The following is an 18195-nucleotide window of genomic DNA, read 5'->3' as shown; positions in this document are numbered from 1 at the left end:
AAGAAAATGAATATTGCTAAAGTTGACTTGAATTTATTGGTCTATCTCGACGTGTTACTGCGTGAAGGGAGCGTTACTAAGGCGGCAAACCAATTAAGTATAACTCAGCCAGCTATGAGCAATGGTCTCAAGAGATTAAGAGATTTATTCAAAGATCCACTACTGGTGCGCACCAGCGATGGCATGACACCAACTCAACGAGCAACCGAGTTACAGCCAATTATTCGCGACGTACTAACGCGCTTGGAAACATCCATTCAACCCGAGACCGAGTTCGACCCACTTACCAGTGATCGCACCTTTCGCATCATGACATCTGATTATGCAGAATCGACACTGCTACTCGAATTGGTTGGGCGCTTATCAGAACTAGCTCCAAATATCACGCTAGATTTGATTACGCCCAGTGACGTCACCTTTTATGACGTTGAACAAGGCAAAGTCGATATGGCAATCAATCGATTCGAGGAACTACCTCTGTCATTCCATCAAAAGGTTATTTGGTATGACTCATTCGCGTGCGTGATTAGCAGTAAAAACCCACAAAAAAATCAATTCGACTTAAACGCTTACTTGAGTGGTCAACATATTTGGGTAAGTAAAACCGGTTTTGGTGTGGGGGTTGGTATCGATCCCAATGAGGTACAGAAACTCGGCTGGGTTGATGCAGAGCTCACAAAACTGGGTAAACAGCGAGACATAAGAGTTTTCACGCGGCATTATCACGCCGCCCTGCAAATGGCCAAAACGCAAAACCTAATTGCAACGCTACCGAGCCGGGCTGCGAAAATTTTTGCTGACGACCCCGCCATTACCATTGTCGAGCCGCCGTTTGACATTCCCCCCATCGCGTTAAAAATGGCTTGGAGTGCTTTGTTGCATCACGACGCAGGTCATATTTGGCTACGTCGACTCATTGCCGATGTTGGCGCCGAAATCGCACAGTAGTCACAAACATTCACAGTAGTTATAACTACAATGGAAAGCATAAATTAAACTTTAGTCGCAAGGCATGGTTTACTACGACTAAATAAATTATGCTTTTATTGAGGCGTATATATGTCTACTACAAATTCCAATCGTATCGCACGCGGCGACTTGCAGATTGCCACTTGCCTCTATGAGTTTATCGAACAACAAGCACTGCCGAACTCAGGTGTTACAAGTGATGATTTTTGGCAAGGCTTTGAGCAAATACTGGCCGAGTTTACGCCGCGCAACCACGCGTTATTGGCTCATCGAGACAAGCTCCAAGTAAAGCTCGATAACTTCCATAAAGAAAATCCTGACCTTGATGCTACGTCCTATAAGGCATTTTTACAGGATATTGGATATTTAGTTGAACAGCCTAATGATTTCACTATTAACACAACCAATGTAGATGCCGAAATTGCCCAAGTCGCTGGGCCGCAACTCGTAGTACCAATCAACAACGCACGTTACGCACTAAACGCTGTAAACGCACGGTGGGGCAGTTTTTATGACGCGCTCTACGGCACAGATATCATCTCCGAAACCGACGGACGGGAAAAAACTGGCGGTTATAATCGCGCACGTGGCCAAGAAGTAATTCGTCAGGCGCGCTTGTGGTTGGATACTATTGCACCGCTAACATCAGGCTCTCATGTGGATGCTACGCGATATTCAATAATCAACAGCCAGCTTGCTGTTGAGTTAGGTGAAGGTTCTGCAGTGGCATTAGCTGATCCAGCACAATTAGTCGCCTTTAATGGCGCACCTAATGAGCCGAACGAAATACTACTGCGCCACAATGGGTTGCATGCAGAAATTCAAATTGATGCATCACACCCTGTCGCCGCTGATGATCCCGCTAACCTTAAAGACATTCTGTTAGAGTCGGCATTAACCACGATCATGGATTGTGAAGATTCTGTTGCCGCTGTCGATGCCGAAGACAAAACGCTCGTTTACGCTAATTGGTTAGGTCTAATGCAAGGTAATTTAAGTGTTGCTGTGGCTAAAGGCGACAAAACATTTACGCGAACCATGGCACAAGATCGCAATTATACTGGTATTGATGGTAGCGATTGCACGCTCTCAGGACGCAGTTTGATGTTCGTGCGCAACGTAGGGCATTTAATGCAAAACGATGCCATCCTGTTTCGCAATGAGCCCGTTTTTGAAGGGATCATGGATGGTGTGATCACTAGCCTTATCGGAAAACACGATGTGCTGGGTAACAACACGTTAAAAAATTCGCAACAAGGCAATATCTATATAGTTAAACCGAAGATGCATGGCCCTGAAGAGGTCAGCTTCACCAACGACCTATTTGCAGCCGTAGAGGGTATTCTTGGCTTAGCGCCGAACACCCTTAAAATGGGCATAATGGATGAAGAGCGCCGTACCTCAGTTAACCTTAAAGCTTGTATCAAAGCTGCACACGAACGTGTAGTTTTCATCAATACCGGCTTTCTTGACCGTACTGGCGACGAAATCCACACGTCAATGCACGCTGGCGCTTTCGCGGCCAAAGCAGAGCTTAAAAACTTGCCTTGGATTAAAGCATACGAACATGCCAACGTTATGGCTGGTCTTGACTGCGGTTTAAGTGGTAAAGCACAAATTGGTAAAGGTATGTGGCCTATCCCAGATGAAATGGCGAATATGATGTCCGCTAAGATTGGCCACCCTAAAGCGGGAGCAAATACTGCGTGGGTGCCCTCACCTACCGCTGCGACTCTACACGCTTTGCACTATCACATGGTCGATGTTTTTGCCGTCCAGCAGCAGTTTAGCGGCGAGCAGTTCGATGGTCTGGATGATATTCTGACCATACCTTTGGCAGACGATAACAATGCTTTATCAGCTGACGATATCGAACGCGAAATCGACAATAATGTCCAAGGTATCTTAGGCTATGTAGTGCGCTGGGTGCATCAAGGGATCGGTTGCTCTAAAGTTCCAGATATCAATAACGTTGGCTTAATGGAAGACCGCGCAACGCTGCGTATCTCAAGTCAGCATTTGGCTAACTGGTTACTACACGGCGTTATCACTAAAGACCAAGTTCAGGCTTCATTACTAAAAATGGCCGTTTTGGTAGATGAGCAAAATGCCAATGATCCTGACTACATCCCTATGACTCCAAACCCTGAAGATGCAATTGGATTCCAAGCTGCAAGCGAGCTGATATTTGCTGGCTGTGAACAACCTAACGGCTACACCGAGCCTCTGTTGCACGCTAAGCGCATTGAGATGAAGGCGCAATTGCGCAACTAGTGCTTTTACCGCGCATTACGCTAGTCATGGCTGGCGTAATACGTGGATGCAAACTACGCTTTGCTTATTGCAATCAGTAGAGTAAGCAATGGCAAAAGAGCAAATAGTCCCCATTTTCTCTGGCGGTGGAACGCGACTGCCTGCCCATATAGGTATACTCAGGGCGCTGCAAGATCTGAATATTCAGTTCGATACCATTGTGGGTGTCTCTGGCGGCTCAATTGTGGCGGCTCTGTATGCGGCGCAACGATCATTAGATGACATATTTTCGCTGGCGCTTAATACCAATTTCAAACAGTTCAGGGAATTCAGTCTAATCCGTTTATTTTGCAAAGGTGGGCTGGCCTCAGGAGAGCGATTTGAACGGTGGATGGACGAGCAATTAGACGGTCGTTGCTTTAAAGATATGCCACTCGATTTAAGTATACTAGCTACTGACATTAATGGCGGCGGGCCGGTCGTTTTTAACCGCAAACACACACCTGATTTTAAAGTCTCCAAAGCTATTCGCTATTCAATGTCGATCCCGTTGATATTTAGTTTTCAGATATACAAGCAGCACGTAATGGTTGATGGAGCCATTCTTTCTGAGGATGCGCTGTTTGAGGACTGGCGTGGTGATGGTACGCCAAGTGTCTGCTTCCGCTTAAAAAGTGAGCTGCGCGAAAAGCCCCTCGATGAGAAGCGCACGTTATATTTACCCCAATACGTGAGCCTGCTGATAAAGACCTTTATGACGGCGCTGTCGCGCGAGTATGTACATGCCAATTATTGGCAGAATACTTTGGTCATTAATACCGGCGACGCATCAGCGGTAGACTTCGACATATCTGTCGACAAAAAGCAGCAGTTATACGAAGCAGGATATCGAACAGTAAAAGACTTCCTACCAATGAAGCTAGGTAAAGTTAGCCAACAACAATAATTTATACCGTGATGTAATGCTTAACGAGTCGCTCTAAACCCTCTTCTAAGTTTATTTTGGGGCACCAGCCTAATTGCCTTATTTTATCGGTGTTTATCCAATAACATTGATCATGGCCAGGACGATCTTGGACATGTTGGACTTCTATTCTTTGTCGGTCAGAAGTGTCTCGCCGTAACACCTTATCGAGTGTCCGGAGTAATGCAGAGTTGGTAGTCAACACCTCCGTACCGATATGATAAGTTTCACCAATTACCCCTTTCTGCATTAGCAGAATTAGTGCCTCAACATGGTCATCGACATATAGCCAATCGCGCTGCTGATCACCCTCGCCATACAGCGGAACGCTCTGGCCCCTAGAAGCCATATACAATGCCTTTGGCAATAGCTTCTCGGGATGTTGATACGGACCGTAATTGTTTGTGCAATGACTAATAATGGCGGGAAAATGATAAGTTTTTTGCCAACTCTGCACTAGCAATGTCGCCGCTGCTTTAGACGCAGAATAAGGCGAGCTTGGTGCTAGCGCTTGGGTCTCATTGTATGGGGAATCTCCCGTATTTGCCCCATAAACCTCGTCAGTTCCTACAAAAATAAAGGTACCTGAATGCTTTCTGTCCCGCCATGTTTGACGGCATACATCTAACAAAGCCGCGGTGCCCACAATATTTGACTGCACAAAAATATCCGCGTCAGCGATACTGTTATCTACATGAGATTCAGCGGCTAAATGAAATACTACATCGGGATTATATTCATTAATCACAAGCTTGAGGGCTGATTTGTGACAAATGTCGAGCTGTCGAAACTGGTAATTATCAGAGTGTCTTACAGCCGCTAATGCCTCAGGGTTTGCAGCGTAAGTTAGGTTGTCTATGTTAAGTATATGATATTCTGGATTCTGGACGAGGTTACGGATCAGAGCCGAGCCAATGAAGCCAGCTCCGCCCGTAACTAGGATACGCAATTTAGACGTTATAGAACTCACGATACCACGCAACGAAGTTACCGATCCCTTCTTTGATAGTGGTCTTTGGTCGATAATCAACATCGCTTACCAATGCTTCAACATCAGCGTATGTATCAGGTACATCGCCTAATTGCAGCGGTAACAAGTTTTTCTCTGCCTTTTTGCCCAATGCGGATTCAAGGGTTTCGATATACTCCATCAAATGCACTGGCGTCTGCGCACCAATGTTATATACGCGCCACGGTGCTTTACTGGTACCCGGATCGGGTTGCTTACCATCCCAGCTTTCATTGGCCGGAGCGTTGTGATCGAGGGTACGGATGATGCCTTCAACAATATCGTCAATATAGGTAAAGTCACGGCGGTGGTTACCATAATTAAACACATCAATAGGCTTGCCTTCTAGAATGGCCTTAGTAAATAAGAAAAGCGCCATATCCGGACGTCCCCATGGGCCATAAACCGTAAAGAAGCGCAGTCCGGTTGTAGGCAAACCATACAAGTGACTGTAAGTATGCGCCATTAATTCATTCGCTTTCTTACTCGCAGCGTACAAAGACACTGGGTGGTCAACATTGTCGTGCACTGAAAACGGCATACTTTCATTGGCACCGTACACCGAACTCGATGATGCGTATACCAAATGTTGAATCTGATTATGTCGACACCCTTCTAGAATATTCATGAAGCCAACAATGTTGGCATCGATGTACGCATGTGGATTTTCCAATGAGTAGCGAACGCCAGCTTGTGCGGCTAAATGCACGACCTTATCGAATTTTTGCTCGGCAAATAGCGCAGGCATGTTGTCACGATCTTCTACAGCCATTTTAACAAAGGTGAATTTGTCACTATTGGGGTGCGCCTTAATCCGTTCTAAACGCGCTTCTTTCAATGACACATCATAATAGTCATTAATATTATCTAGCCCAACGACCTCGTCACCACGCTCCAGTAAGTACAGTGAAACATGCGAACCAATAAAACCAGCTGCCCCGGTTACTAAAACTTTCATATCAAACCTCTACAAGCGAATATCGACCGCTTGTTTATCAAACATATATTTTAAATCAAAGATGACTGCTTGCGCCTTACCCAGACCACGCAACTCTTCTTTCGTCCATTGTTTAAATTCATTGTGCGCCACAGCTGCGATAATCGCGTCATACTTACCAGCTTGGGGCTTATCGACCAAGCGTAAACCGTACTCTTCTTCTACCTCTGAAGATTCAGCCCATGGGTCATAAATATCGAGGTTTACGTGATAACTTTCTAACTCGTGCGCTATATCAACGACTTTGGTGTTGCGAATATCCGGACAATTTTCTTTAAAGGTAATCCCCAACAATAAAATATTCGCCCCGTTTACCATTATTTGCTTATTCAACATGGTCTTGACCAAACGCGATACGACATATTCGCCCATACGGTCATTGATCCTACGCCCCGCAAGAATCACATCGGGATGATGCCCCAACTCTTCGGCTTTATGGGTTAAATAATAGGGGTCAACACCAATACAGTGACCGCCCACTAAGCCTGGGCGAAATGGCAAAAAGTTCCACTTGCTACCGGCGGCCTCTAACACTTCTTCAGTATCGATGCCCACGCGATCGAAAATCATTGCCAACTCATTGATCAAGGCAATATTCAAATCGCGTTGCGTGTTTTCGATAACCTTTGCGGCTTCAGCGACTTTGATTGAGGACGCTTTGTGCGTACCCGCGGTAATGATAGCGCGATATAACGCGTCAACTTGCTCGGCAACATCTGGCGTGCTACCCGAAGTCACTTTTACAATCGTTTCTAAACGATGCTTTTTATCACCTGGATTGATGCGCTCCGGGCTATACCCGGCGTAAAAATCCCGATTGAATACCAAACCTGATTCAGCTTCGATTATCGGGATACACACTTCTTCGGTGGCCCCCGGATACACTGTCGACTCATAAATGACAGTAGTACCGGCTTGGATGACCTTACCAATCATTTCACTGGCTTTGCGCAGTGGCGTCATGTCTGGCTGTTTGTTCTGATCAATCGGTGTTGGCACAGTCACAATGATGTAATTACAGGTCTTTAAATCTTCGGCAGAACTGGTAAAGGTCAAATGACTTGACGCTTTTAGTTCGTCTGAATCAACTTCTAATGTGCTGTCGTGACCCTCGCGCAATTGGGCTACGCGATGCTGATTAATATCAAGACCAATGGTATCGAAGTGTCGCCCAAACGAAACCGCTAACGGCAACCCCACATAACCAAGGCCAATAATTCCTATCTTATTATTGTTCATAAACTACGCGTAATACCTTCACCACTTAATTTACCTGGGCGTTATGTTGGCATACTTTAGCCAATTAACAAACGGTTAAAAGCGGGAATATTGCGGTAAATAACGGTTAAAGTTGAATATTGTGCTTTTCTGCCAGTGCGTGGACAAAACTAATCGGGATAGCATAGGTTATTCCGCTTGGATCAGATATGGCAGATTCCTTCGTTTGCTTAACAAATACTTTATTGATCACTGCTATTACCTCTCCCGTTGTGCTGAGATAAACCGGACTGCCACTATTCCCCGGATACGCCGTAATGTCGAGTTGGTAAATCAACATAGGCTGTTGTAATCGGTCCAGATACTGTTGGGTAATTTGACTGCTGTGCTGTGCCGGTCTGACATTTGGCGTTAACGCAGCAACGATACCTTGATGAGTGGCAGGAAACAGGCCGAGAACTGCACCTATCGGGAAGCCCGTAATCAATATGTTACTGCCATCAGGCGAAATTTTGTCTTTTGCTTGTAGGGTCAACGCGGGCAACTGTTCGGCAATTTTAACAATAGCGATATCAGCGTCTGCATCGGTATAAATTGCTTCAATAGAAATGGTGCGCATTAAACGGCCATTCGGTACAAATATCACGCGTTGCGATTTAATTCCTTCTTCCAATTCAGAATTTATCACATGCTCATTGGTAACGACGTAATGCCCGTCTCCTACTACAAAACCGGTACCTTCAAGCTGATGACTGACCGTTGCCAAAGGTGCATATACCCCAACGCCGACAATCGATGGTTTTGCCTTGGCAATAACATCAACAAGTTCGCTAGCCCAACAATTAAAAGTAATAAATAGTGTTAAGACACAAGCACATATGTAACTTGAAATGCGCGTAAATTTACACAAAACAGTTTCCTCTTGGAATTTTTCATCTATAGTTGCAACGTGAATGACTTAAATTCTAGTTAAGTTTCTGTAAGCGCAGCAGTTAACAGATTACATCACGTTCATTGCAACGGTCGTTGAGCACTGTGCTATATTAAACTTATTCAAACGGAATTGTCGCTTTAAGCTTGAGGTTAAATAGTGAATCCAGTCGATCCAACAGCTCTCCCCAATTACCCCGTAGCAATGGCTAATCCCATTGACGCTGTAGTTGGTCGAGTTAAAAAGCTCATGACGGGTTACTCAAAACTCAAAGAAGCCAAACAAATCTCTAAACACTTTTCCGATTATTTGCGCCCTGTGGTAGCAGACTCTCCGGATTCTAAAACCAAAGTATTTAATATTCGCCACCAAGTCTATTGCGAGGAGTTAAACTTTGAGCCAATCCGCGATGATGAGCAAGAGTCTGATGACTTCGATGATTTTTCGATCCATGCAATGATTCAGCATTTGCAAACCGGCAACTTCGCGGGAACAGTGAGAATTGTGCATCCTGACGACGATTCAAAGCAGTTGCCCATCGAAAAGTATTGCTTACATTCAATCACGGATGAAGAATTATCACCGGCTAATTTTGCTCGGCACGAAATATGTGAAATATCCCGTTTAGCAGTGCCTGCGCGTTTTAGACGCCGCAAGATTGATCAGTTTGAAGGTGCTGCAACCGGTGTTATTAACCCCCAGACTTATTCAGAAGAAGAACTTCGCTGTTTTCCTTTCATTGCGATTGGTCTTTATATGTCTGCGGCGTCGATAGTGATTGCTAAAGGTATACCTCATACTTACGTAATGATGGAGCCACGATTGGCGCGAAGTATGAGCTTTCTCGGGATCAAGTTCCACAAACTTGGACCGACTGTTGAGTACCACGGCCAACGGGCACCGTATTACATCAACCCATCGTTGTTGATGAAGAATCTCACACCAGCATTTAAAACAATGCTAAAAGACATCCAACACTCCATCGCTGAACAAAAGCACCTGTTTTCTCAATAGGTATACCTCATACATGTTCAATTACAACGACGCTTTTTCACGCAATATCGGTTGGGTTACAGAAGCCGAACAAGCGCAATTGCGTAGAAAGCGAGTTGCAATTGCCGGTGCAGGAGGGGTGGGCAGCTTACACATGTTGACACTCGCACGGCTGGGCATTGGTCAGTTTAATATTTCCGACTTTGACGAATATGAGGTTCACAATTTCAACCGTCAATTCGGCGCTACGCTTTCAACTGTTGGTCAAGGCAAGATGGAGACCATGGCTAAGATGGTGATTGATATTAACCCAGAAGCTGATGTAAAAACTTTTGACGGTGGTATTGATGCGAGTAACGTCGACGAATTCCTAAAAAATGTTGATCTATATGTAGACAGTTTAGATTTTTTTGCCCTAAATGCGCGCAAATTGGTTTTTCAAAAATGCTACGAACGAGGTATCCCTGTAGTGACTGCAGCGCCTTTAGGAATGGGCTCAGCCTTACTTTGCTTTCTCCCTGGACAAATGTCATTCGAGGATTATTTTCGCTTTGATGCCAAAGAAAGTGAAGAAGACCAACTGATACAATTCCTGATTGGGCTCTCTCCAGCAATGTTACAGCGCCCCTACCTGGTCGACCAAACACGCGTTAGCTTTAGACAGAAAAAAGGCCCATCGACTGTGATGGCTGTCAATTTATGCGCAGGTATCGCTGGTACTTATGCATTGAAAATACTACTAGGCCGCGGAGAAGTGCTCGCTGCGCCCTATGGGCTCCATTTTGATGCCTACCGCAATAAACTCAAAAAAACGTGGCGGCCGTTTGGTAATGCTGGGATGTTACCTCGCCTGATGTTCAAAATCGCGAAAAAGGTCGTTTCAGAAAGTTAGCACTTTGAGTGTCAGGAATTTTTACATCAAACACTCGGCCCGCAAAAACATTTTCATTTTACCTAACCATTTCAACACTTTACAAAATTGGCACAGGCCATGCATTATTTACAGCAACCGTACATTATTGACGTGTTTGAACAAGGAATTATCATGAACAAATTTAAATTATTAGCAGCAGCAGCAGCTTTGAGCGTAAGCTCAGCGTCTTTTGCTGACCCAATGATCATTCAAGAGTGGTCATTCATTAACGAAGCAGGTTTCAAGTCATTTGAACAAACTGCAACTCCTCCAGGTGCGGTAAACGTTCCTACTCTCTCTGGTCAAAGCGCAAATGGCGGTACTTCAATTTTGAGTACTGGCGAGCTTCCAGATTCACTTTGCTGGGGCGACGCAGTAACTCTTGGTGGCCAAAGCTGTTTGAAAATTAACTCTCCGGTTTCTGCTGCAACAACTCAGAGCTGGGACGAAGATGGTTTATTAGTTGACATCAACGGTGGCGCTGCTCAAGGTAACGCATTTACTGCTGATTTGGACGACGATTACACATTGTTCTTCAACCAAGGTACGGCGCTACGTCACGATAACTTCCCAATCACAGGTATTTTCCTTGATAAAGTTACAATCGTAGATGGTTTACAGCTGCAAGCGGTTGCGCCAGCTGGTGTTACTGTTCTTGCTCCTGAGCTTGAGTTCTTAGTTGACTTCTGGGAAACGCCAAACAATGGTATAGATGCTGACGGCAACTGCCCATTCGGTCCTCCTAGCGGTACTCCAGGCTCTGTTAACGGTGCTGGTTGTGCGGACATCTTTGAGGTAGCTGGTTTTGCAGGTGGTAATATCATTGCTGCGGGCGCTGACTTCATTGACTTCGCAGTTAACTTCACAGTAGGTGGTGTTGATCCTAACGTATGGCACACTACTTACCAATTGGTTACTCGTTTGAGTGGTCTTGAAGTAATCGGCGGTAACCTAGGTTTCGCTACTCGCGAAAACGGTGTTAACGTTCTTAACGCACAGTTTGCAGTACGCGCTATCGATGCTCCAGAGCCTTCAACAATCGCAATCTTTGCGCTTGGTTTGTTAGGTCTTGCTGGTATGTCTCGCCGCAAAAAAGCGTAAGGGATAAATTCCTTGAAAAGCCGCCCATTTGGGCGGCTTTTTTATATCTATAAAATAGCTAATGGCCAATTGCACATGTGCCCTAACCTACATTCTCAGGCTATATGAAGGCGCCTTGCCATATGAATATCGCAAAATTATTGCAAGGATTGCCGTTCTAGCCTAGGAGTATCCTGTGAGTCAAGCTAACAAGGAAGGTTTTGTGGCTAAGGTAAAAACGCTGGCTTTGTGTCCCATAATTGCCAGCCTAACAAATAGAAATACGTGTCTTCATTATATCCACTGTTCGCCCAACCAAAAACGTAACCATTGTCAAAATGATTATTTTCTTCTTGATATATCTTCACACTGGTATTTGAGAATATGAGCTCCCAGTCAGTCCTCTCGGTGCGTTTCCAAATCCGATAACTGCCGTCCTTAGCGGTTAAAGAACTCGAACGTTGACGCTCAATGAGTAACTCTACAACTGTGCCATTATCACGGGGATGAAAACACTCGGCTAACTTTCCTTCTATTCGATTAATTACCGTTCCGCTAGACCCGTGGGAGCTTGATCGATTAATCGTAGGCCGACAATAGCTGACGCCATTTTCTCCACCTTTAGCCGGTAAAATAGCTTCTGTTTCCACTGTCACACCAGCATTAGAATATTGGCCTTGCCATTGAGTCGACAACTTATTGTTGTTCGCTAAGTAGGTACTCTCAACACTGTTGAACATTGCGCCACTGCGAAGATTAGTAATCACTCGGCCTTCGCCCCAGTTGCGATCGAAACGTTGTGGGTATTTGTCGATGTACAGCTTAGTCCCGTCAACATAGGTTACTTCAGCTCTCATCCCGCGCTCATTTTCTACCGGGTCGCCCTTCTGCCATAGATCGATACTTAAATCTGCCCCGGCTTCTATTTCAGTGATAGCACGATGAAAAAAATTTACCGGTTGGTAGATTTTTAAATACTCCCATGAAGCTTGCATGGGTTGATGTAGCACATAGCGCCACTCGCTGGTGCTATCGCCATTTGGATGTTTACCGCGGAAACGAAACTCTACGCCCTGTAAGGTTTCGCCTGGAATTGGCGAGAGATCCCCTTTTTGGCCGTTCCAATCGACAATCGCTGTATTGTCTATCGCGTGCTCACCAGCGTTAAAATCCCAACTCACGAGGGGCTCTTCAGCTGAGCCAGTATGTGGTGTCGATGTACAATTTAATGGCGTTGCAGCAACTGAGGAGAGCGCACAACATAGAGCAATGTATGAAACTTTTCGCTTACATTTATTGACGTTTAGCTGCTGAAGACTGAATAAATTCCGTGTAATTCTGTGAGATCGCATGAGAGTCGTACTCGTCTTTAATAAGTTTTCGGGCGCGCACTCCAACGAGATCTAATTCCGCTGCGCTATTCAATAATTTTTCGATAGTGTCGCATATTTCATTTGCTGATTCAGCCTTAAATCCGCTCGCACCGTCTTGAATCGCAATACCTTCAAAAGCGATGTCAGTGCCGATAACGGGTAGGCCATGATTCATCGCGTCGAGGACTTTCAACTTTGTACCGCCACCGTCTCGCAATGGGCAAAGAAAGGCTTGGGCCTGCGCATAAAAAATTGAAATATCGTCTACATAGCCATGAATTTCAATAAAGTCGTAACGCTGAGCAAGCGCAGTAATTTCTTCAGATGGATTCTTACCAATAATATCGATTTTAACGTCTAATCCTCGGTCAATAATCATTGGGCACACGTCTCGGAGTAAAAACGTTATTGCATCTGTATTGGGGTACCAATCCAACCCTCCGATAAACAGTAACTGACCTTTGATTGGCGTGCGCTTAACCTCTGGTAAAAAGGGCACTCCATTGGGCACTACAGAGGTTTCAATTTTGCTATTCAAAGCTTTTAAGGCTTGCCCATCGGGAGCAGAGCACACAATATGCCGTTGGTATTTTTGCATTCTATCTGCGTCAAAGCATGCTATCTTGCGCGCCTCCAATTGATAGTACCAACGCTTGAGTATATTCGACTCTTTTTGGGCTCTGCGCTCCATCATGGCATGTTCGGCATTGTGATGATTAATCACAACTGGACATTCAAACCTTTGCTCCCTAGGTAAATGGTCAATAAGCCCCATAGTATCGACATGAATAAAATCAAACGTCCTTTCTTTCAGCAAGCGCTTGAGAAACACCTTACACTTTGGAGCTCGTAGCCAATTGACAGAATATGGACGCGCTGAAAACAACGAGTAAAATGCGGTCCACAGACGCGCTTTTGTACTCTTTTCAGCAGGCATTTCAAAAAAGTGTACTTCAACCCCACGGTTTTCATAAAACGTCTTGGCCTCGGCCAGCCCTTGCTCTACCGAGTTAAAATAAGGTGTTAACAATCGTGGTTGAATTAGGCATACCAAAGTGACTTTATGTGCTTTAGTCACACATTCCAACAGACCATGGGTACGGATAAGCAACCCACCCTTTGCTGGGTATGGCACAAAATGGTTAAGCCATAGCACATGTTGTTGTTTCAGGTCCGAATGTTCAGTCACCAAGAGTACTCTCAAAATATTGTTGTTTTTTAACTTGCTCTTCAAATCGCTCGGTATAAGTTAATTTGTACGCTAAGTCTTGACCAAAATACTTATCCATTTCTGCGGCGATTAGTGTTTGCCACTGCTCGTTAGGCTTTCCCTCTAGGGTAATATCAACATGCCCTAACGTTTCTTGACGCGCTTTATAGTTGATCAATACTCCGTGTTCCATCGCGATATTTTTGAACACATAGTAAAAAGTAAGTGCGGGATATTGTTGCTCATTGCCTTTAATGCTGGCACCTTTACGCCCCATGATATCGGCAATGATTGGGTGCGCTCGTCCACACGCACATTGTTGCTCAGACAAGGTGACGCAGTCACCTAAGCGATAGCGAATGATTGGGAACGACAGGGACGCTAAGTTAGTAATGATCACTTCATTATTTTCGTCAGTCTCAACAATGACACTTTCCATATTGATGTGCATATTGCCTTGCGGACACTCAAAAGCAATGAGTCCCGACTCGGCCGCACCATATTCACTGATCATTTTGCGGCCAAAGGCTTGTTTCACCTCTGGCTGATAAGCATCTAAAATCATTTCAGACGTACCCTTGACCATTTTAATGTCATCGAGCTTTATCCCCAACTGATTCACTTTTTTGGCGATTTGATAAATCATTGACGAATAGCCAGATAGGTACTTTGCACCGCTTAAATTTTTGGCGAAATTGGCGATTGATGCATCATCGTAACGAAAAATACGTGAGCGATTTTGCAACCAATCAAGTAAACGAATCTTCCATGAGCGCTTTTGGTCTAGATTGTATCCCCAGAAATAGCCATTTTTATCCCAAACGTTAACGCCATACCAATCGTAATTGCGCATGACGTTTGCGCGGTTTTGCGAATCCCACTCTTCGTTGCGATAAAATTCTAATGCTTCACCGCTAGTACCGGATGTTTCAGCCAACATGCGTTTTGCAAACGGAAAACTCGTATGTATTCGACTATTTTCAGCAATCAACGTCTGCTTTGACATCGTTGGTAATTGCTGCAAGTCAGCAATGGATTGGATGTCGTCAGGGTGTAAATTTAAATCGTCGAACACCTGACGGTAATAAGCACTGTGTTCATAGGCGAGGTTCAAAAGTTTCTGCAGCTTTTCCAACTGCAACGCTTCTAATTCAGCGCGAGTAAAACTCTCTTGTTGCTTGAGCTCTCGATATATAGATTTTAATGAAGGGTTACGCAAGCGCGCCCCTGCCCAAAATACCAGTTTAGCGAATGGAGATATCATCGAGCCGCCTCATAAGCATTGGGGTGAAGCTTGAAGTCAAGCGTAACCATTTTGGTGAGCATATCTAACATCGAGTAAGCATCGCCATTGGCTTGCCCGTACTGTTCGATAAACCTATGCATTGCCGGTTTATCCCACATATCATCCACCAACAGGTCAACATATTCATGGAAACTCTGCTGTTGGTGCAGAAATTGGAAGTTGTTCCAACCTAACCCTTTGACAGTCTGGCCTTTCAATTTACTGATAAGTTTTTCACCGGCAATGCGCACCAGCCGGCTGGCTTCCTGCATTAAGATCGGTCGCCCAGCATTGATTAGTGTAGCGGCCATTGGCAATGAGCAGAGGTCGCTGTGTTGTTGCTTAACGATGTACTGGCTAACTTTATAATTAACCCGATGGCGGTACTTTAACTGCAAAACTTGTTGCGCCAGTACAGAGTCCACATACGGATGATGATAGCCCAAAGTAGTCGCTGCAGATTTAGTCTGTAATACAAAGAATTGACGATGAGCATGAGCCAACTTGAATCGTTCACTTAACTCTTGTAAGCCATTTGTCCCCGAATCAACATAGCCCTTCAAGCATGCAGCAGTATCATCACTAAACTGCTTTTGCAGGGCCTGGTAATCAACATCTTGGCGCCAACACCACGGATGTGTTTTAAACGCATCACTGAGCAACGGTGTGAGCATTGATATCGCTTGTTCATTGGAAATTTTATCGTATACACCCGGTCGAACCATAGAGTTAAACAGGAGCTTTAATTTATTGGTTCCACTGGAAAGACTATTAATTCCGTAATGGCCAGAAAGGTGCTCAACAAACAGTCCGGCACTTAAAGGTGCATCATTGAATTGCGCAAGATAATGACTTGCATGATACCAGTGTGGGAACAGCGCAAAACCAAGACTACTTAGCATTTGCAAGGCTGTTTCTGCGCCGAAGTGAGTATCTTCAAGGGGATTAAAGGTCATCCCTTTCTGCAAGGGTGCTCCTAATTTATAGGCTATCTCTACTTCGCGACTTTTCAATTCGCCATGTGTATAGGTGCCGACAATCCGCTCGCGATTTGATGAAAGCAGTACTCTTGAATCCCAGCCGGCTGACAGCATTAAAAACGCATTGGGCGAACGCATTAAAACATCGTGTAGACGTTGATCAATTTGGTGTAAGGCAGAACTAACATTACACTCAGGATTAGATTGCCAAGCCGATGACGTAGTAATATTCAACTTCCCATTACGAAACTCTATTGTCTGTAATGGGCAGGTTTGTTGCACCCCTAACAGCGGTGTTCTCTCAGCGACACTGATAGCACTTGCTAGAAACGTGTATACACCTGCCCAATCTTTCTCAAAAGCGCCGAAACGAGAAAAGTTTTCAAGTCGATTAGATACCCAAAATTGCTGCCCTTTTTGCGCGTACCAAACCGTTTCACTGCCCATAAAATCACATTGAATTTTGAGCTGCTTGTGCTGAGTATCGAAGCTAACCAGCGTACCTGTGTGGATAGTGCTTTGCCACTCGTGCGGGTCAAGCGTATGGTCCTGTTCGTCAGCGTGTAAGTGACGATCACCAAGATAAACCGAGATACCATTTGCATCTGTTGTAATTAGCGTATTTCTACAGCCGTCGTCAGCGAACAATGTAGCTGATTCATATTGCTTTACGTGTTGAAAGCCATCGATTGATAATGGTTGCTCAGCTGTTTCCTGAACTACGAGCAGGAAGCCCTTGTTGTTCGCCATGTGCGATTCCTTGTTGCTTGTTCTGATAAACTAACAGGAGCGATGCCTGCAACGCTAACGATATCCACAAAAATGGATAGTAGCCAACGGTTACAAACTGTCCAGCCATAACAAAGCCGATGATACCCAACCTTAGCCCCCGCCACATAGCGAGAAGTATCTTATCTCCAGGATCAGGGTGTAAGGGGAAGTTGGGCAAGCGTTTGGTGAGCGCAAAAATTATTAAAATCAAATAGAAGAATAGCCCAATAAACCCAGCATCTGTGCCAATTTGTAAGAATATATTGTGCGGTAATTCGGCCTTGCCATACAGCATGTCTTGGGGATAGTGATCGCGATAGTAGGGAATAAAATTGAAGTATCCTATCCCTAACACAGGGTATTCCTTCATAATATTCCACCCGTGTTTCCAATACAATTTTCGCTGTAACGACGACTTGTCTTCACCAATATCGGTAAAGCGCGCCTTTTGCTCATCAGGTAATACATGCCAGCCGATAGAAACCAGCAAGGTTGCACCGATGAGCACTTTAGGTTTGAATATTTGTTTGTAAAATAATACGACCAGTTGTACCGCTAGGGCTAATTGTGCCCCACGACTACTCGAACCGAGAATAGTGAGCAAGGGGCATACCCAAGCAGCCATTAAAACGTACTTTTCCCAGACTCGCACGTTGTCCTTATTATCGCGGTACAACATGTATCCTAAGGGGAAAAGTATTAGCATCAGTATTGCCAGTTCACCTGAGTTTTGAAAGTACCCCGGTGGTCCCATCAACCCCCAGGTGGTAAAAGAGAAGCCGCGAAACGCCCAGACTCTGGCAGTCCCGAATGCTACCTTCAAAGAACACATAAACATCACAAGGAAAAATACATAAAGCCGCTCTTTAGTGTTTACAATCCCCGTAGCAAGGTAGAACACAACGATCCACTGAATAAAGAAAATATAGTTATTGGTAGACCAATTGATGTTGTAAGCGACTAAAAATGACATGTGTATCGCGATCGCGAAAAACAATATCAAAACGTGAAACGTTGTGAAGGTAAGCTTTGCTTTCTTGTCCATCACAAAAGCAACCAGAGCAAGGGTTAAGAATATTTGTGCCCAAGGCAAAAAATTAATTACGGGAAAAATGGATTGGGGTCGGAAATACTCTATGAATAAGTAAATGCATATACTCTTAAATGCGAGACTTTCACCTTTGAAAAACTTCCAAAGATTGCCGATTTGCAAAAACCACAAATTTTGCAGAGTTAAAGATTCCGGCTG

General features: G+C 44.7%; 15 protein-coding genes. 6 read left to right on the top strand and 9 right to left on the bottom strand.

Features of this window, described 5'->3' with window-relative positions:
* Window positions 1-6 precede the first annotated feature (6 nt).
* From QTP81_RS03425 to QTP81_RS03415, 3 genes are all read left to right on the top strand, one after another.
* Entirely contained in the window at window positions 7-948 is a 942-nt protein-coding gene (locus tag QTP81_RS03425) for a LysR family transcriptional regulator (RefSeq protein WP_289363740.1), read from the top strand.
* A 111-nt stretch (window positions 949-1059) separates the two neighbouring features.
* The gene (locus tag QTP81_RS03420) at window positions 1060-3243 is read left to right on the top strand and encodes a malate synthase G (protein ID WP_289363739.1); all 2184 of its coding nucleotides are present in this window, start codon (window positions 1060-1062) and stop codon (window positions 3241-3243) included.
* 88 nt (window positions 3244-3331) lie between these two features.
* Window positions 3332-4168 (top strand): patatin-like phospholipase family protein, encoded by an 837-nt coding sequence (locus QTP81_RS03415; protein WP_289363738.1) that lies wholly within the window; start codon window positions 3332-3334, stop codon window positions 4166-4168.
* Window position 4169: 1 nt separating this feature from the next.
* On the opposite strand, the gene rfbB is transcribed toward QTP81_RS03415, so the two are convergent.
* The 4 genes from rfbB to QTP81_RS03395 all read right to left on the bottom strand — a co-directional run bounded on the left by rfbB (window position 4170) and on the right by QTP81_RS03395 (window position 8320).
* The gene (gene rfbB / locus QTP81_RS03410) at window positions 4170-5156 is read right to left on the bottom strand and encodes a dTDP-glucose 4,6-dehydratase (RefSeq protein WP_289363737.1); all 987 of its coding nucleotides are present in this window, start codon (window positions 5154-5156) and stop codon (window positions 4170-4172) included.
* Complete coding sequence (locus tag QTP81_RS03405; protein ID WP_289363736.1) at window positions 5137-6153, bottom strand: NAD-dependent epimerase; 1017 nt, start codon at window positions 6151-6153, stop codon at window positions 5137-5139. The genes rfbB and QTP81_RS03405 overlap by 20 nt, the downstream gene beginning before the upstream one ends.
* 9 nt (window positions 6154-6162) lie before the next feature.
* A complete protein-coding gene (gene tviB, locus QTP81_RS03400; protein WP_289363735.1) occupies window positions 6163-7431 on the bottom strand; it encodes a Vi polysaccharide biosynthesis UDP-N-acetylglucosamine C-6 dehydrogenase TviB in 1269 nt (422 codons plus the stop codon).
* A 106-nt stretch (window positions 7432-7537) separates the two neighbouring features.
* Window positions 7538-8320 carry a S1 family peptidase gene (locus QTP81_RS03395; protein WP_289363733.1) on the bottom strand — a complete coding sequence of 261 codons (783 nt, stop codon included), beginning with the start codon at window positions 8318-8320 and terminating at the stop codon, window positions 7538-7540.
* 225 nt (window positions 8321-8545) lie between these two features.
* Between QTP81_RS03395 and QTP81_RS03390 the strand changes: the two genes are divergently transcribed.
* The 3 genes from QTP81_RS03390 to QTP81_RS03380 all read left to right on the top strand — a co-directional run bounded on the left by QTP81_RS03390 (window position 8546) and on the right by QTP81_RS03380 (window position 11348).
* Entirely contained in the window at window positions 8546-9355 is an 810-nt protein-coding gene (locus QTP81_RS03390) for a PEP-CTERM/exosortase system-associated acyltransferase (RefSeq protein WP_289363924.1), read from the top strand.
* Between the two features lie 13 nt (window positions 9356-9368).
* The gene (locus QTP81_RS03385; RefSeq protein ID WP_289363731.1) at window positions 9369-10226 is read left to right on the top strand and encodes a ThiF family adenylyltransferase; all 858 of its coding nucleotides are present in this window, start codon (window positions 9369-9371) and stop codon (window positions 10224-10226) included.
* A gap of 153 nt (window positions 10227-10379) precedes the next feature.
* Entirely contained in the window at window positions 10380-11348 is a 969-nt protein-coding gene (locus QTP81_RS03380; protein WP_289363730.1) for a THxN family PEP-CTERM protein, read from the top strand.
* 206 nt (window positions 11349-11554) lie between these two features.
* Here the strand turns inward: QTP81_RS03380 and QTP81_RS03375 are convergent, their stop codons facing one another.
* The 5 genes from QTP81_RS03375 to QTP81_RS03355 all read right to left on the bottom strand — a co-directional run bounded on the left by QTP81_RS03375 (window position 11555) and on the right by QTP81_RS03355 (window position 17919).
* Window positions 11555-12508 (bottom strand): hypothetical protein, encoded by a 954-nt coding sequence (locus tag QTP81_RS03375; RefSeq protein WP_289363729.1) that lies wholly within the window; start codon window positions 12506-12508, stop codon window positions 11555-11557.
* Between the two features lie 112 nt (window positions 12509-12620).
* Window positions 12621-13889 (bottom strand): glycosyltransferase family 4 protein, encoded by a 1269-nt coding sequence (locus tag QTP81_RS03370; protein ID WP_289363728.1) that lies wholly within the window; start codon window positions 13887-13889, stop codon window positions 12621-12623.
* Complete coding sequence (locus QTP81_RS03365) at window positions 13882-15174, bottom strand: phenylacetate--CoA ligase family protein (RefSeq protein WP_289363727.1); 1293 nt, start codon at window positions 15172-15174, stop codon at window positions 13882-13884. Before QTP81_RS03365 ends, QTP81_RS03370 begins: the two co-directional genes overlap by 8 nt.
* Complete coding sequence (locus QTP81_RS03360) at window positions 15171-16925, bottom strand: hypothetical protein (protein ID WP_289363726.1); 1755 nt, start codon at window positions 16923-16925, stop codon at window positions 15171-15173. Before QTP81_RS03360 ends, QTP81_RS03365 begins: the two co-directional genes overlap by 4 nt.
* Complete coding sequence (locus tag QTP81_RS03355; protein WP_434532963.1) at window positions 16879-17919, bottom strand: O-antigen ligase family protein; 1041 nt, start codon at window positions 17917-17919, stop codon at window positions 16879-16881. The genes QTP81_RS03360 and QTP81_RS03355 overlap by 47 nt, the downstream gene beginning before the upstream one ends.
* Window positions 17920-18195: the final 276 nt, after the last annotated feature.

Source organism: Neoalteromonas arenosi (assembly GCF_030362855.1).
GTDB classification, from domain to species: Bacteria; Pseudomonadota; Gammaproteobacteria; order Enterobacterales; family Alteromonadaceae; genus Alteromonas_E; species Alteromonas_E arenosi.
Note: the sequence above shows the minus strand (reverse complement) of the source record. Positions and strands in the feature narration are given on the sequence as shown.

Excerpts from the sequence above, each read along its gene's own strand:
- QTP81_RS03425 (WP_289363740.1), top strand. The coding sequence starts at position 7 with ATGAATATTGCTAAAGTTGACTTGAATTTATTGGTCTATCTCGACGTG.
- QTP81_RS03420 (WP_289363739.1), top strand. The coding sequence starts at position 1,060 with ATGTCTACTACAAATTCCAATCGTATCGCACGCGGCGACTTGCAGATT.
- QTP81_RS03415 (WP_289363738.1), top strand. The coding sequence starts at position 3,332 with ATGGCAAAAGAGCAAATAGTCCCCATTTTCTCTGGCGGTGGAACGCGA.
- QTP81_RS03405 (WP_289363736.1), bottom strand. The coding sequence starts at position 6,153 with ATGAAAGTTTTAGTAACCGGGGCAGCTGGTTTTATTGGTTCGCATGTT.
- tviB (WP_289363735.1), bottom strand. The coding sequence starts at position 7,431 with ATGAACAATAATAAGATAGGAATTATTGGCCTTGGTTATGTGGGGTTG.
- QTP81_RS03390 (WP_289363924.1), top strand. The coding sequence starts at position 8,546 with ATGGCTAATCCCATTGACGCTGTAGTTGGTCGAGTTAAAAAGCTCATG.
- QTP81_RS03385 (WP_289363731.1), top strand. The coding sequence starts at position 9,369 with ATGTTCAATTACAACGACGCTTTTTCACGCAATATCGGTTGGGTTACA.
- QTP81_RS03380 (WP_289363730.1), top strand. The coding sequence starts at position 10,380 with ATGAACAAATTTAAATTATTAGCAGCAGCAGCAGCTTTGAGCGTAAGC.
- QTP81_RS03365 (WP_289363727.1), bottom strand. The coding sequence starts at position 15,174 with ATGATATCTCCATTCGCTAAACTGGTATTTTGGGCAGGGGCGCGCTTG.
- QTP81_RS03360 (WP_289363726.1), bottom strand. The coding sequence starts at position 16,925 with ATGGCGAACAACAAGGGCTTCCTGCTCGTAGTTCAGGAAACAGCTGAG.
- QTP81_RS03355 (WP_434532963.1), bottom strand. The coding sequence starts at position 17,919 with ATGTCATTTTTAGTCGCTTACAACATCAATTGGTCTACCAATAACTAT.